The sequence below is a fragment of the Leptolyngbya sp. CCY15150 genome (assembly GCF_016888135.1).
GTDB lineage: Bacteria > Cyanobacteriota > Cyanobacteriia > RECH01 > RECH01 > RECH01.
On record NZ_JACSWB010000207.1, the window covers coordinates 330985 to 345886 of the forward strand.

Annotated in this window: 11 protein-coding genes; 8 read left to right on the plus strand and 3 right to left on the minus strand. The window is 54.7% G+C overall.

What is annotated here, in order from left to right:
• Positions 1 to 88: 88 nt before the first annotated feature.
• Together JUJ53_RS15420 and JUJ53_RS15425 are read left to right on the plus strand one after the other, a co-directional pair.
• Positions 89 to 2101: an amylo-alpha-1,6-glucosidase gene (locus JUJ53_RS15420; RefSeq protein ID WP_204152898.1), complete on the plus strand. Its 2013-nt coding sequence runs from the start codon at positions 89 to 91 to the stop codon at positions 2099 to 2101.
• A 26-nt stretch (positions 2102 to 2127) separates the two neighbouring features.
• Positions 2128 to 2721, plus strand: coding sequence for a L,D-transpeptidase family protein (locus JUJ53_RS15425; protein ID WP_204152899.1), 594 nt, complete (start codon positions 2128 to 2130; stop codon positions 2719 to 2721).
• 261 nt (positions 2722 to 2982) lie between these two features.
• Here the strand turns inward: JUJ53_RS15425 and JUJ53_RS15430 are convergent, their stop codons facing one another.
• Complete coding sequence (locus JUJ53_RS15430; RefSeq protein WP_204152900.1) at positions 2983 to 4134, minus strand: cob(I)yrinic acid a,c-diamide adenosyltransferase; 1152 nt, start codon at positions 4132 to 4134, stop codon at positions 2983 to 2985.
• A gap of 556 nt (positions 4135 to 4690) precedes the next feature.
• Here JUJ53_RS15430 and fraC point away from each other — a divergent pair.
• A complete protein-coding gene (gene fraC / locus JUJ53_RS15435; RefSeq protein ID WP_204152901.1) occupies positions 4691 to 5257 on the plus strand; it encodes a filament integrity protein FraC in 567 nt (188 codons plus the stop codon).
• A gap of 113 nt (positions 5258 to 5370) precedes the next feature.
• Here the strand turns inward: fraC and JUJ53_RS15440 are convergent, their stop codons facing one another.
• Positions 5371 to 6153 (minus strand): RNA polymerase sigma factor SigF, encoded by a 783-nt coding sequence (locus JUJ53_RS15440; protein WP_204152902.1) that lies wholly within the window; start codon positions 6151 to 6153, stop codon positions 5371 to 5373.
• 990 nt (positions 6154 to 7143) lie between these two features.
• On the opposite strand from JUJ53_RS15440, the gene JUJ53_RS15445 reads away from it, so the two are divergent.
• The 3 genes from JUJ53_RS15445 to JUJ53_RS15455 all read left to right on the plus strand — a co-directional run bounded on the left by JUJ53_RS15445 (position 7144) and on the right by JUJ53_RS15455 (position 11507).
• A complete protein-coding gene (locus JUJ53_RS15445) occupies positions 7144 to 8490 on the plus strand; it encodes an FAD-binding oxidoreductase (protein WP_204152903.1) in 1347 nt (448 codons plus the stop codon).
• Between the two features lie 125 nt (positions 8491 to 8615).
• The gene (locus JUJ53_RS15450) at positions 8616 to 9521 is read left to right on the plus strand and encodes a WD40 repeat domain-containing protein (protein ID WP_204152904.1); all 906 of its coding nucleotides are present in this window, start codon (positions 8616 to 8618) and stop codon (positions 9519 to 9521) included.
• A 222-nt stretch (positions 9522 to 9743) separates the two neighbouring features.
• Positions 9744 to 11507: a sulfotransferase family 2 domain-containing protein gene (locus JUJ53_RS15455; RefSeq protein ID WP_204152905.1), complete on the plus strand. Its 1764-nt coding sequence runs from the start codon at positions 9744 to 9746 to the stop codon at positions 11505 to 11507.
• On the opposite strand, the gene JUJ53_RS15460 is transcribed toward JUJ53_RS15455, so the two are convergent.
• Entirely contained in the window at positions 11504 to 12838 is a 1335-nt protein-coding gene (locus JUJ53_RS15460) for a glycosyltransferase family 1 protein (RefSeq protein WP_204152906.1), read from the minus strand. The genes JUJ53_RS15455 and JUJ53_RS15460 overlap by 4 nt on opposite strands.
• Before the next feature lie 526 nt (positions 12839 to 13364).
• Between JUJ53_RS15460 and JUJ53_RS15465 the strand changes: the two genes are divergently transcribed.
• Together JUJ53_RS15465 and JUJ53_RS15470 are read left to right on the plus strand one after the other, a co-directional pair.
• Positions 13365 to 14303, plus strand: coding sequence for a M23 family metallopeptidase (locus tag JUJ53_RS15465; protein WP_204152907.1), 939 nt, complete (start codon positions 13365 to 13367; stop codon positions 14301 to 14303).
• A gap of 150 nt (positions 14304 to 14453) precedes the next feature.
• Positions 14454 to 14756, plus strand: coding sequence for a DUF6464 family protein (locus tag JUJ53_RS15470; RefSeq protein WP_204152908.1), 303 nt, complete (start codon positions 14454 to 14456; stop codon positions 14754 to 14756).
• Positions 14757 to 14902 lie beyond the last annotated feature (146 nt).

Here is a 14902-nt window from a genome sequence, read left to right on the forward strand (position 1 = left end):
CCAAGGAGTCCAGACCTAGTGCCTGGCTCCGGGTCTCCCTAACCCGATTCCATCCCTTCTTGATCTGCCCTGCCTTGATAAATCTGCCATGAACATTCAATTTGGTCGAGAGATTTGCGGACATCTGCACAGCGCTGAAGAGCGTGAATGGTTAGTCACCAACGGCATCGGTGGCTATGCCTCCGGCACCGTGGCTGGTCTGCTGACCCGTCGCTACCACGGGGTTTTGATTGCTGCTCTAAACCCACCGGTGCGGCGCACGCTGTTGGTGACCCAGCTCAGCGAGACTCTGGAATACGACAGCAACTACTTTCCCCTACACACCAGCCGCTGGACGAACGAGCAGGTGGATCCCACAGGGTATAACCACATTCAGCAGTTTGCCCTGGAGGGCAGCATTCCCACCTGGACATTTGCCTGCGCTGATGTGCTGCTTGAGAAGCGGATTTGGATGGAGCAGGGAGCCAATACCACCTACGTGTCTTACCATGTGAAGCGATCGCCCCAGCCGATCAAGCTCTACCTCAAGGTGCTCACCAACTACCGCGATCATCACAGCAGTACCCAGGTCGGCTTCTGGAAAATGTCGATCGAGGCAGCCGAGCACGGCGTTAAGGTGACGGCTTTCCCCAAGGCGCAGCCGGTCTATGTGCTAGCCGAGCAGGCTGAGGTCTATCTTTGCAACGAATGGTACCAAGATTTTAATCTCGCCCAAGAACACTATCGCGGGCTCCCAGCCCATGAAGATCATCTCCATGTGGCAGATTTGGCCATCACCCTAGAGCCAGGGCAAACGGTGACTGTGGTGGCTACAACCGATGCCAATGCCAGCCTCAATGGTCAAGAGGCGATCGCCCGCCAACGAGCCCACGAACAGCACCTGCAGGAATGCTGGGCCTCCACCTCCCATAGCCAAACAGCTCCCGACTGGATGCAGCCCCTGGTTCTAGCTGCCGATCAGTTTATTGTGAAGCGATCGCTCCCCGAGGAACCCAATGGCCGCAGCATCATCGCTGGCTATCCCTGGTTTAACGACTGGGGGCGCGACACCATGATCAGCCTGACTGGCCTGACCCTCTACACCGGGCGATCGGACATTACCGCCACCATTCTGCGCACCTATGCCGGCTACCTCGACCAAGGCATGTTGCCCAATGTCTTTCCCGATCTGGGCAAAAAACCTGGCTACAACACCGTTGATGCCGTGCTGTGGTACTTCGAAGCCATTCGCGCCTACTATGCCGAAACGGGGGATCTGGAGCTAGTGCGCGACCTATTTCCCTTGCTGCAATCGGTGATCGACTGGCACCAGAAGGGAACTCGCTTCCAAATTCAGGTGGATCCCGATGACGGCCTGCTCTATGCAGGACAGCCTGGCAGTCAGTTGACCTGGATGGATGCCAAGATTGGCAAGTGGGTGGTCACACCTCGGGCAGGTAAGCCGGTGGAAATCAATGCCCTCTGGTATAACGCCCTCGGCACCATGGCCCAGTTGGCGATCGCCCTCGGTAAATCTACTGAGGACTATCGAGCCCTGGCCCAGCAGACTGGAAAAGGATTCCAGCGTTTTTGGAACCCAGAGTATGGCTATTGCTACGATGTGCTCGATCCATTGGACATGGAGGAACATGACGCATCGCTGCGCCCTAACCAACTACTGGCGATCGCCTACCCCCATAACTCCCTAGGTCTAGCCCCCTTACTCACCCCCGAGCAACAAAAAGCCGTGGTGGATGTCTGTAGCCGTAAGCTGCTCACCTCCCACGGTTTGCGCTCCCTCAGCCCCGATGATGAACGCTACTGCGGTCACTATGGCGGCGGCTCTCGCGAGCGGGATGCCGCCTATCACCAAGGTACGGCCTGGGGTTGGCTGCTCGGCCCCTTGGTGCAAGCCCACCTCAAGGTGTATGGCGATCCTCAGCAAGCCCTGGCCTATTTAGATCCCATGGCTAGCCAGCTTCGCGCCCAGTGCATCGGCTCCCTAGGCGAAATTTTCGACGGGGATCCACCCATGCATTCCCGAGGAGCAATCGCCCAAGCCTGGACGGTAGCCCAGGTGATCCAGGGCTGGGTGGCGATCGCCAACGCATCGGCATCGTAAAGACTTTTATTCATGCATCCAACATCATGACCCTGTTGCACCCTTCCAGGTACCTCGTTGGTCTCGGTCGAGCTGTGGCGATCGCCCTCCTACTGAACGGTGGGGCAGCGATCGCCGAGGGACGACCGGCTGAACCAGGACAGGGGAACCTTAGCCCCGACCAGGTCACCCTCTCCCAACCCGATCTGCCCGCGCTGGGAACCTGGGATCTTTACCTACCCGAGGAGCAGATTCAGCCCCGTATCCTCATCCGTCTCAGCGATCGGCGGGTTTACCTCTACCACGGGGATGAGGTCGTGGCCAGCTATCCCGTCGCTATCGGCCATCCCGACACCCCCACCCCCACCGGCACCTACGAAGTGTTTCAAATGGTAGTTGATCCAGCCTGGCAAAGCCCTTGGACAGGAGAGGTGCATCCGCCAGGGCCCAACAGCGCCCTGGGCGTTCGCTGGATTGGCTTTGCCGAGATGCCCAACGGTGTCATTGGTCTCCACGGCACGCCGACGGTTTCATCCATTGGTCAAGCCGCTTCCAATGGCTGTGTGCGCATGCACAATGCCGATGTGATGGCCCTGTTTGACCAAGTTGGCGTCGGCACTATGGTGGTCGTGGTTCCCTAGCGCCACAAGACAGAAGAAAGAAGATAGAAAAACGAAAAGGAATTTCAGGACACATAAGGTTTCCCACCTTAGCAACTAGGCGGGTTACGTCCGCCTCAGAGTACTAGGGCGTGTTTTAAAACTCATCCAAACCCCGATTCTCTCGTACGAAAGATCAAGAGATTTAGCAGGTTTTAAAACAGAGCCTAGGATGATCTCCCACCGAGCTAGGTTGAGGTGGGAGTATCTTAGACCAGCTTGAGGCGATCCCTAAGCCATCCGTTAAAAATCGACCCCGCGCTTCAGGTCAATGCCCTTCTCGGCATAGTGTTTATGGCAAAACACCTCCGAGTGGATGCTGGCAATATCAAAATAGGCTGGGGGATTTTTGCAGCGCCCGGTGATGATGATTTCCGTATCCCTTGGTTTGCGCAGCAGGGCCTGCACAATCGGCGGCTGGGGCAAAAGCTCTAGATCCACCGTGGGGTTGAGTTCGTCCAGGATAATGGTTTTGTAGAGTCCCGAAGCGATCGCTGCTCGGGCCAGTTCCCAGCCCCGCTCCGCTTCGACATAATCCAACTCCTGCTGCTGTCCCCGCCATACGATCGCATCTCGGCCGCAGCGCTGATGATCCACCAAACTGGGATAGCTCTGGCGCAGGGCAGCGATCGCCGAGTCTTCGGTGTAGCCGGTGCCGCCCTTCAGCCATTGCAGGATCAGCACCCGGTGGGATTTGTCTTGGCTGATGCCTTTACCAATGGCCTGCAACGCTTTACCCAAGGCACTGGTAGACTTGCCCTTGCCTGCCCCGGTGTAGATTTCAATCCCTTCAATTCCATGGGCGACGGCATTGGGATGGTGGTGGGCCCGCATTTCTGAATGCAGATCGGCAATATCCAATAGCGGCTGGGGTGCGCCCCGGCCCGTGGCAATTACTTCCATGAAATCAGGCTTGCGCTTGAGAGTGCGCGCTACTTCATCCACAGGCAAGAGCCCCAGATCGAGCACCGGATTCAGTTCATCCAGCACCACCACCGAATAGAGCCCCGAGGCGATCGCCCCCTTGGCCACATCCCAGCCTCGCTGGGCCTCCTGTTGGTCAAACCGGGTAATTTCATCGGGGCCAAAATATTCTGCCCGCCCCGTACGCACTTGGTCGATTAAATGGGGAAAGCCATGCTGCAGAGCTTCAATGGCGGCATCTTCATCGTAGGTGCGCCCCGGCCCTTTCAAAAATCGTAGCAGCAAGACCCGCGTTGGCTCTAGGGCATGGATACCCAGACCAATCGATCGCAGCACTACCCCCAAAGCAGCCTGGGATTTACCCTTCCCCGCCCCGTCATAGACATGGATTTGACCGGCAATGCGCTCGGATCGGTGTTGGGCCGTGCGAATACCGATGCCATTTCGAGAAACTGCTCTGAGATTCGTCATAGTTGCTGAGCTCAATCAACCCATAGAATACCAAATCAATGCAATCGGCATCTGTTTGATGGTAACACTAGGTATAGAGGAGAGCAGGAGGCGATCGCAAATCTTATTTCTAGATATAGCGTTGACGCCGAGTTGATCTCCAGTTCCCCTGTAGGCCAACATCTGTTGTGCCTTGAGCAAGCTGAAGAGATGGAGCGGGAAACTAGCTAGAATGATTGGCCAGATAGGCATCGATGGCTCTTGAAGTTGGTTGGCAAGCTGTATTGCCACATTGCTCAATGCTCAAACCTTGATAAAAAGAGGGTTGGGCCTCTATGAGAAGAGGGTTGAGCGTAGCCGAAACCCGGCCAGAGCCGCTGTGACTTGAGTCCACCTCCTGACTAGTACTCTGAGGCGGACGTACCCCACCTAGTTGCTAAGGTGGAAAACCTGGTTTGTCCTAGACTTCCTTTTCGTTCTTCTGTCTTCTATCTTCGTTCTTCTATCTTGCGTTACTAGGTTGCAACATTGACCCATCAACCATCCCTGGGGCAACAAGCATCAAGAGAGGCGTTATATGGTCTGGGTATTGCCGCTGCGGGCAGTGGTGTTACAAAGCTTGTTTTTATTGATCGCGATCGCCACCGAGGCCGCTATCCTGCACTGGGAATTGAAGCTGTCCTACAAGCGCAGCATTGAATATGCCACCTCCCTCAATTTGCTGTCGGTGGTCATGGGCTGGCTCGTGTTTTTCCTCGTGCTGCCTATCCTCGATGAAGGCCTTGAGCAAGCTCTGGTGGGCTACGTCTTGTTTGATCGCCTACCAGACAGGCTGCTTCTCATTGGCGTGAGTGGGTTCATTACCTTTATGCTGAGTTTCTTCGTGAAGCTTCAGGGGCTGAATCTGCTGGAACGCTTGCTGGAACGGGTTGAGGCTACTCCCACGACCAACGAGCCGCCTCCCCAAGCCCAAGCACGCCGCACGTTTATTTCGTCAGCCACCAGCTACAAAGGCAGCGATCGCTCCCAATTTCTCCAGCAGCCCGATAAGCGTGATGCGGTCTTGCTGGCCAATGCGGCTAGCTATACAGCCATTTCCGTAGTGCTGCTCCTGCGGTTTCTCTTCTATCGCGACCTTTCATAACATAAAAAATCTCCCTAGCTCCAGGACAAACCAGGGACTAGGGAGGATCGTATTGATCGCGAAAATCGGTTATATCTGCAGGGCTTCAAGGATTCCTGCCTATGGAAGGCATCTTACGGATCGCCAACCGGTGTGCTCATGATGGTGCGCAGGACGGTCAGCCCTTTTTTCACCCGGCGCGATACCGTCACCGCACTAATACCCAGGCGTTCTGCCGTTTCCTTTTGGGTCAGATCTTGCAGGAAGACAAATTCCAACACCTCGCGGGTGCGGTTCTCCAACTGCAGCAGCGCTTGCTGGAGACGGATTTGGTCTTCTTGAGCCAGTTGGAAGCTGCGATACTGGTTATCCGGCAACAGCTCACCCAACGATGTTGCGCCACTATCCTCTTCGCACATGGGTGCATCTAGGCTGAGGGGAGAGCGATTGCGATAGGCAAGCTTGATGTCTTGCCATTCTGCCAGGGGAATGTCTAGAACGGTAGAGATTTCGACATCCGTTGGTTGGCGGTCAAGCTGCGTCCGCAGTTCACGGGTCACATGGGCGGCTTGGCGATAAATGGTTTGCCAGCGTCGAGGAATCCGGACGGGGCTGCCCTTGTCGCGGAGATAGTGTTGGATTTCGCCTCGAATGTAGGGGATAGCAAAGGAGCTAAAGGCGTGTCCTTTCGACATATCAAAACGCTCAATCGCCCGGATTAAGCCCATGCTGCCCACTTGCATCAGGTCTTCGTAGGACTCGGTGCATTGATTAATCCAGTGGTGGGCTTCCCGACGAACTAAACCAAGATTTAATTGAACTAATTTGTTACGCAGATTGGCTGAAGGCGTATCTTGGTACTGCCGCAACAGTTGCAAACTTTCGCTTTTCAGTTCAGTGGTGATTGTAATAGCCATGACGAGCTCAGGAGTTTACGTTAGTTTTCCGAATAGCAACTTCAATGAATCGAAAACTAAAAGATGGCGCTGGTTAGAGATGCACAGGTTGGCAGACTACGACGCTGGGACGAACATCCCAACTAGGGCACACCTGGCAAAACTCGGAGTTGTGTAGATGCAAAGCCGTATGGGCGATCAACATATATCCTGGGTTGTCACTCGTTCCTATGGGATACAGACTTGTTAATCGCGTTTTCTGAAGGGTTTACAAAAATGATGGTGGGCTACATCAACGGCGTTAACCGTGAGTGCTTTACCCAGTGAGATGCTCTGACGCTGCACATTTAAGGTATTCGCTTAAGGGTTGTTACAACAACTGCATTTTTACTGAACCCAATCCCCCCTGCAAAGATGCGATCGCCGCCATGCACAGCTTTTGACGCCTCTTATCCTATGCCATCCCTAGGGAAAATGGGACATCATTGCCCCTAGCATTACACTTTCTTTAAACTCAACCCGCCTTATAACAAGACCAGAGGCTACTATCCGGGATTATCACAGCCCTGCTTGAATAAAGGGGATCAACACAACCGCCTTTTTGCAGGCTATAAACCTGATTAAATCGCTGAATCCTTTGATTTAACAGGCGATCGCAGCTTTAAACCTTGCGCTTCGTATCAAATCTTGAAACTATGTAAACGAGATCGTGGGTTTTACGTAGATGCCTACCCATATCCACCCTTCTATTGAAATGCTGAAGTACATTTGTTACAACTCTCAACATATGTTCTTCACCCTACGTTGTTCTCAACCTACGTTTCTCAACATAAACCCATCGACTAGACCCTACCCATTCAAGCCCCTACCATGCCCCTACAATAGTGCTGTGTTCCACAACTTGGGCATCCAACGTACGGTATATCGATAGGTAGTCGAATTCGGGCCGTTCAGGGCTTGAAGATCGATGGTTTGGATGTATTAGCGATATCAGGGAGATCCTTAGTAACGATGACCTCAGCGATGCTCACCCGCTCCGATGATTTTTTAAATGCGATCGCCGGCATTGAGACCATTCAAGATGCCAACCAAATCTTGAAGCTATCTCAGGACTACTACACCTTTAGCCCTGTATTACAGCCCTTACTCACCGGCAAGGTGGGAGATTTGGTAGTCAGACCAGCGAATGAGGCCGAGGTGCTGCGGGTGGCGCAAGCTTGCGTTCAGTTCAGCATTCCGCTGACAGTGCGGGGAGCAGGCACGGGCAACTATGGGCAATGTGTTCCCCTAGAAGGGGGCGTGATTTTAGACATGACCCGAATGCAGGCGGTGCGCTGGATTCAGCCAGGGATGGCCTGTGTGGAACCGGGGGTGAAGATGGCCATGCTCGACAAGCAGGCGCGGGAGACCGGGTGGGAATTGCGCATGGTGCCCTCCACCTACCGCACCGCAACGGTGGGTGGCTTCATTGCCGGTGGCAGTGGCGGCATCGGGTCGATTACCTACGGACAATTGCGCGATCGCGGCAACCTCCAGGCTCTGCGCGTGGTGACCATGGAGGATACGCCCCGCGTGGTGGAGCTACGGGGCGATGATGTGCAGAAAGTGAATCATGCCTACGGCACCAACGGCATCATCACCCAGTTAGAGGTGCCCTTGGGGCCTGCCTATCCCTGGATGGATTGTATGGTCACCTTTCCAGACTTCATGACGGCGGCCCGCTTTGGCCAGGCCCTTGGAGATGCTGATGGCATTATCAAAAAGCTAATCACCATTTGCGCCTGGCCGATTCCCAGCTACTTCACCGCTCTACGCCAGGCCTTGCCCGAGGGGCAGCATGGCGCATTGCTGATCATTGCTGAATCTAGCCTAGAGCCTCTCACCGCCTTGATTGCTGAGTTTGGCGGCACCCTGGCCTACCAAAAAGGCGCAAAAGATGCGGGGAAGGGAGCGGTGTTGATGGAATATACCTGGAATCACACCACTCTCCATGCCCGGAATGTGGATGCCTCCCTCACCTATCTGCAAACTCTCTTCCCTTGGGATCCCAAGCTGTCCATGGTGGAGCATATGTACCATCACTTTGGGGATGAGGTGATGATGCATCTCGAATTTATTCGGGTGAACGGGAAGGTGATTCCTGCTGCTCTGCAACTGGTGCGCTATACCACCACTGAGCGACTGCAGGAGATTATTCAGTATCATGAAGCGCAGGGAGCCTTTATTGCCAATCCTCATACCTATATTTTGGAAGATGGGGGACGGAAAACGGCCGATCCTGTGCAACTGGCCTTCAAGCGACAGATGGATCCCTACGGTCTCTTGAATCCAGGCAAGATGAAGGCCTGGACGCAGTAGGGGCGATCGCCAGCCACAGGAGTGGGCAACGTCTAGGGGTGGGGTGAGGTCTACGCATACAACGATGTAGTTACGACGCTGTAATGACAACGCTGTGCATCTTTACCTTGTTGAGTTCTTAAACCATGAACCAAATCTCATCCCAAGCATGGCGATGTGTGCAAACATTGACCGGACATTCCGCCTGGGTTAGAGCCCTAGCCCTCGATCCTCAAGGCCAATGGTTGGTTAGCGGTAGTGGCGACAAAACGGTGAAACTTTGGTCTCTGAAAACGGGCGAGTTAGCGCGATCGCTGGAGGGGCATGAAGCATGGGTGCGGGATGTGGCCATTAGCTACGATGGCACCCGCGTGGCCAGTTGCAGCAATGATAAAACCGTGCGCCTTTGGCAACCGGCAACCGGTAGCCTAGAGAGCGTTCTCACCGGCCATGGAGACTGGGTGCGATCGGTGATCTTCATCCCCGGCGATCGGGCGATCGCGACGGCGAGCCACGACAAAACCATTCGCCTATGGAAACTGGCAACCGGCAGCCTACACCGCACCTTGCAGGGCCATGACCACTGGGTGCTGTCCTTAGCGGTAAACCCCAAGCAGCCGATGCTGGTCAGCGGTAGCCATGACCAGACTTTGGGCATGTGGACACTCAGCAGTCGTAAACCGGTGCGCTTCCTGTCAGGGCACCAGGGGGAAGTGCTGTCGGTCTGTGTCAGTCCCGACGGAAAAGCGATCGCCAGCGGTAGCGCCGACAACACCATTCGCCTGTGGGACTGGGATACGGGGCAGGTGATCTACACCTTGGATACCCACAATCAATCTGTCAACTCGGTAGCCTTTAGCCGAGATGGTCGCCTTTTGGTGAGTGCCAGCAGCGATCGCACCATTCGCCTCTGGGATGCCCGCACCGGCAGCTTGCTGCATGTGATGAGTGATCATGATAGTTGGGTTTGGTCGGCGGTGTTTGCGCCCTTCAGCAACCTCCTAGCCAGTGGCTGCTGGGACGGGCAGATTAAGCTATGGCAGGCAACCTAGGAGATCACTAGGGACGATGCTAGGAAACAGCAGACAAGGGTACGCCATTCGGGGGAGCCCATTGGGTGGAGGTGCAATTCAGCCATTGGGCGATCGCATTCCACCCCAATTCTTGCTAAGACTGTAAAAGGGTTACTCTGCCACCCCTAGATTACGCAACATCATCTGCCTAAGACCAGTGCAACCTGTTTTTCTATTTTGGCTACCTAGGATCAATCCTTTATGAGTCCGATTCCCTACAAGCTTCAGCCTCACGATACGCTGTGTTTTGTTCACGTGCCCAAAACCGCAGGAACCACCCTCATCTCCCTGCTAGACGCCAAGTTCCACCATCAAGACATTTGTCCATCTCAGCTTTGGTGTCACCTGGCCACCGCTCCGTTCCTTTCCTCAAACTATCGGTTAATTCGCGGTCATTTCACCTGGGATGACTACACCCAATATGTGGCATCCCCCGTATTTATTTCCATGTTTCGAGATCCCGTGCAGCGCACTATCTCGGAATACAATTTCATGAACGACTACCCCGATTCATGGAAACATCAGCAAGAACACGTAGACGCCGTCTATCAGTTCAAGCATCAGGCTGGCGTGGCCCTCGAAACCAGAATTAAGCTACAGCAGCGAGCGATCGCCACCGATCTAGACAGCTTTGTGCGCGATCCCTTCGTGCAAGAGGCCATGCGCGACCCCCACCTGCGAGCCATGGCCACCGCCACCACCGATGCCAGCCAGGCCCCCACGGAAAATCTGCTTGATATTGCCACAAAACGCCTTGACGATCTGGTCTTTTTTGGCATCTTGGAGGATTTTCGGGCGTCCATGGCGCTGCTGTCCTACAGCTTTGGCTGGTATCCAATTGTGCAATACCAGAAGCTGATGATTGCCAAGACATCCGACTACCTCCAAGGTGTATCGAGCGGTACCCTCGACTGCCTGCGCGACATGAACCAGGGCGATCTGGTTCTCTACGATCGTGCCGTTGAGCAGTTTCGCGATCGCTTCCGCCAGATGCAGACCACCCTCGAAGCCACCTACGGATCGCCAGACTCCCAAACCCAGACGGCTCCAGAGTCTTGGCTAGAGCGTCATTACATCGACTGCTACACCGCTCACCAGCACACCAAAATCCATCAGCTTGACCTCACCTTTGACCAACCGATTTCCGGCACCGGCTGGCATTTGCGCGAGGGCAATGCGGACACCGATACGCTCTTCCGCTGGACTGGCCCTGCTACGGAATCTACCCTGGATCTACCCCTGGCCAGCGGCCAGGATCTCACCCTGCGCATGAAGGTCGTCGGCGGCATTACGCCAGAGGTCGTCAATGGTCTGACCCTCACCGTGGGCGATCGCCCCATTCCGCTCACCAAGGTCTGTCATGTTCAAGATGACGGTCTATTTCTGGTGATCTACCAAGGCACCATTCCCCAAAGCGTGATTGAGAGCGATCGCCCCTTCACCCGCCTGCGCTTCCAGGTGCCGCGTACGCAATCCCTGCAATCCTTGGATCCTAGCAATCCCGACTACCGCCCCGTAGGGCTGGCCGTGAACCAGATCCGCCTTAGCCCCAGGGTCGAACCGTTAGCCGAGGGCGATCGCCCCTTCTTGTTTCCTCTAGATGACGTGTATTGGCGAGAAACGGCGCAGTTTGTTCGTCAGCACTGGCTCACGAGCGAAAAAATTGTTGCCCCCATAGAATTCGCCGAGTATTTTCCAGGGCAACTGACGCCCTATCTACACATCGTGAAAGAGCCGATGGGCCCTACCCAGTGGGTGATTATCCATAAAGGACAGATATCCTCCCTACCGCTGCATCTGTTTTCCGCGATGAAGACTTGGACACTAGTCTTTGCCAACCCGGTGTTCGCCGTCCTCACCGCCCATGAAAACTGGAACGCGTTAGACCCCGCCAACCATGCCGACGCCAACGCCTATCACCAAGCCGTCCTGGCAAGGTTGGAGTCTGCAGCGATCGCTCCCTAAAGCACGAGCTGGTAGGCCTGCTGCAGACGTTCGTTATAGCGCTCTAGGCTAAACCGCTCTGCATTTTGCCTGCCAGCTTTGGCTAGATCCTTTTGCAAGGCTTCGTCGCCCAAGAGTTGGGATAGCTTCTGCTCAATATCCGACACACTGTAGGGGTCTACATAAAGCGCCGCTTCCCCGCAAACCTCCGGCAGCGACGACACGTTGGAGGTGATGACCGGACAACCAAAGGACATGGCCTCCAGCGGCGGGAGCCCAAAGCCTTCGTATAGCGAAGGAAATGCTAGGCAGGTTGCCCCGGCGTAGAGATGGCGCAGATCTTCCGTGGTGACATAATCGAGAATACGAAACTTTGCTTTGGCTACGTCTACCCCAAAAATGGTGTCGATCGCGCCGATTTCGTTTTCCCACAGCCAGCCTCGCTTACCCACAATCACAAACTGCGTATCGGTTTCTAACCGAGCATAGGCATCAATCAACCGGCCCAGATTTTTCTTGGGTTCGATCGCCCCCACAAACAAAATGTAGTTTTTATGCTCAATGCGAAACCGTTTGATATAGCGCTGGATCTCTTCCGGTGTTTTATCTAACGGCTCCAGGGCAATGGGCTGATACGTTACCTGAATCTTATCGGGATGGACATCGAATAAATCCACCATATCTCGCTTGGAATGTTCAGATACGGTAACGACTAGAGCAGAATCCTTGAGACAGCGTTTCACAACCTTATAAAACAGCCGCTTATTGTCCAAGGTGGTATAGGGCAAGCGCAGGGGAATCAGATCGTGGATGGTGGTGATTTTCTTGGCACCGGGCACCGTCATCGGCAGGGTATAGGTGGCGTGGAAAATATCAACCTTCTTCGGCAATGTGACGCCCATGGCAAGCCCTAGACGGAATAGAGCAGAGGCCGTTCGGTAGCAGCCAGGCAGGTTATAGGTTCCTGTAATATCCAGCAAATTCGTGATTGAGGCCATAAAACTACCCCGCACAGAGCCACGTATTACCACCTGCCCTACATCAATCGGGCGGGCAGTAAACGACTGGTGGCTAAGGGTGCGGCCAACATCCAGCATCAAGCGGGCCGATCGCTTCAGATAAGATCCATCTAAATATCGATGGGGGCCTTCATTTACATCAAAGAATAAGACCTCCTCCAAGGATGCATCTTTTAAGCTAGGAATATTACGCCCATAGAGCACGTTGACGTCTGCGCCTAGGTCTTTGAGCGATCGCACCAAGCTAATCCCATAGGTTTTGATGCCAGTTCCTTGGCTGAGTTGCAGGTTATAACCATCAACTAAAACATTCACTCCCGCTAAGTTGCTCATGGGTCTTGCCTATCAGTATTGCTGGTATAGAGTTGGAACATGGCCCTTTAGAACCTACCACGCCTCATCTTCACCTGTCAGAACGTTCCAGATGAAGGAGTATGTTCCCATCCATTGCTGAATCCGTTGTTGATCAGAGTCGGTTGGTTGAGCGGTAGGACGGTAGGACATAGAGTTCCGTCCGAGTGTAAAGCAGGTTTCTGAAAATGGGAGGATTTTGCAGGTTTTCGCCATCTTCCGTTAAAGCTTGATGAAGTCCAGCACGTTTCCGAGTGACCTAAGGCACACTGATGGAAGATTTGTTACCGATCATTTGGTGGACTGACCAACGTTGCGTTTCCTCACTCCCCAACGCTGCACCTTAAGGACTAGGCGAGCCGATTCCTGCTTCTCCTCTTCCTAAGGATCAACGGTTACGGTGCGAGGCGGCTAACGCTATGATTCCACCCTGTGTTCCCATCGTGGGTCAGTCCATCAGCCCAATATCTGTCCGGTCACCTGTTTGCATCGTACCGAGAGGAAACCCATGAAACTGACGACGCTTGGCACTACGTTTTTCAAAGCTAAACCGGTTCAATCAACCCAGCTATCCGACACAGACAAGACGGCGATCGCTGCCAATACCACCCTCGACATTGTTGCCTATACCGAAGAAGCGGATCACTTCAACGTCCAGCTGGCGGCGGCTCTCCAGGGGCGCGATCGCTGGTATGTCTACGCCCCCCACGTTCGGATTGTGGATGCTGCCGCACCGCCGAAACTCAAGCTGCAGGTGATCGACAGTACGCTACTCAAGCTCAAGCCCATTCAGGGATCGGAGCTAGCCGACACCGAAAAGGCTGCCCTGCGTGGAGGCGTCGAACTTGGTCTGCTGGAGTACAACGAAAACGAGATGAACCATTACCAGGTGAAGCTTGCCGAAGCGATCCAGGGGCAAGATACCTGGTATGTCTATGTGCCCCATGTGCGCGTGCTTGGGCAAGATGGCAAACCGGTGATTGTCCAGCGGGCGGCCATGGGCATTCCCTCCGACACCGGCTGGGCTTGGCCGATGAAGGGCACAAGCTGCGGCCCCAAGTGTGAATTTGGATTTGCCCGCGGACGCCTCCATGCGGGCGTAGACATTGGCGGCTACACCCCAGACGAATGCTACGCGGCCAGCGATGGAGTCGTTAAAACCGTCAAAAATGACACCTCCGGGGCGGAGGGACGCGCCATTTACATCCAGCGAGCGGATGGTTGGCAGCATGTCTACTTCCACATGCGCTCCATTGCTGTAAAGCCGGGGCAAGCCGTGAAGCGCGGTCAATTGATTGGCATCCGGGGCGGGTCGGGATTCGACGGCGAAGGGCGCGAGATCGACGGCGGCGGCTATTCCATTCACCTACATTTTGAAATCCGTAAGCCGGATGGGGAGCCGGTCGATCCACGGACTATCTTGCCTAAGGACAATAGCTGCCCCTAGGCTGAATCTAGGGCGATCGCTTTCCCACCCTCGAACCCTGTAGCGATCGCCCTCGGCAACCCCTACAGGGTTCGATCCCTTGCCAGACGGCGGAGAAACCCGCATCATGTCGGTAAACTTGATGGAGTCTAGCTGAATCTCGTTGCATCTATGGTGATTGCACTGCTCATTCTCTTGATTGGACTCTCGCCATCCATTGCCTCTTGGCTCGTCCTGCGCCGGGCCGATGCCCGTGCCCAGGCACGGCTGCAATTAGCCCTCGACTCGCTGGCATCTCGGGGGCTGCCATCCCTAGAACACCACCCCGATCGCCAGTATGTGGAAGGCTTGGGCTATGTGATGGGTGATATCAGTTGTCGTTTTAATGCGCGATCGCCCTATGTGCGCTGTGCCGTGAATCCTACCGGCCCCTGCCAGGATTGCCGCGCCTACGAATCGACACTGCTGGAGTAGCCTCTAGCCCCCTGGGTGAACCAGAAGCGATCGCTCGGGAACTTTTGGGAGGACATCAACGATCTACACCCAGGGGTTCTCGCCTGCCAACCGGATGATACCGAGATGCTCCTTGGAGTGTTACAGTTTGTGTTGTACTGCGATGA

Coding starts and splice junctions, on each gene's coding strand:
- JUJ53_RS15420 (WP_204152898.1), top strand. CDS start 89: ATGAACATTCAATTTGGTCGAGAGATTTGCGGACATCTGCACAGCGCT.
- JUJ53_RS15425 (WP_204152899.1), top strand. CDS start 2,128: ATGACCCTGTTGCACCCTTCCAGGTACCTCGTTGGTCTCGGTCGAGCT.
- JUJ53_RS15430 (WP_204152900.1), bottom strand. CDS start 4,134: ATGACGAATCTCAGAGCAGTTTCTCGAAATGGCATCGGTATTCGCACG.
- fraC (WP_204152901.1), top strand. CDS start 4,691: ATGGTCTGGGTATTGCCGCTGCGGGCAGTGGTGTTACAAAGCTTGTTT.
- JUJ53_RS15440 (WP_204152902.1), bottom strand. CDS start 6,153: ATGGCTATTACAATCACCACTGAACTGAAAAGCGAAAGTTTGCAACTG.
- JUJ53_RS15445 (WP_204152903.1), top strand. CDS start 7,144: ATGACCTCAGCGATGCTCACCCGCTCCGATGATTTTTTAAATGCGATC.
- JUJ53_RS15450 (WP_204152904.1), top strand. CDS start 8,616: ATGAACCAAATCTCATCCCAAGCATGGCGATGTGTGCAAACATTGACC.
- JUJ53_RS15455 (WP_204152905.1), top strand. CDS start 9,744: ATGAGTCCGATTCCCTACAAGCTTCAGCCTCACGATACGCTGTGTTTT.
- JUJ53_RS15460 (WP_204152906.1), bottom strand. CDS start 12,838: ATGAGCAACTTAGCGGGAGTGAATGTTTTAGTTGATGGTTATAACCTG.
- JUJ53_RS15465 (WP_204152907.1), top strand. CDS start 13,365: ATGAAACTGACGACGCTTGGCACTACGTTTTTCAAAGCTAAACCGGTT.
- JUJ53_RS15470 (WP_204152908.1), top strand. CDS start 14,454: ATGGTGATTGCACTGCTCATTCTCTTGATTGGACTCTCGCCATCCATT.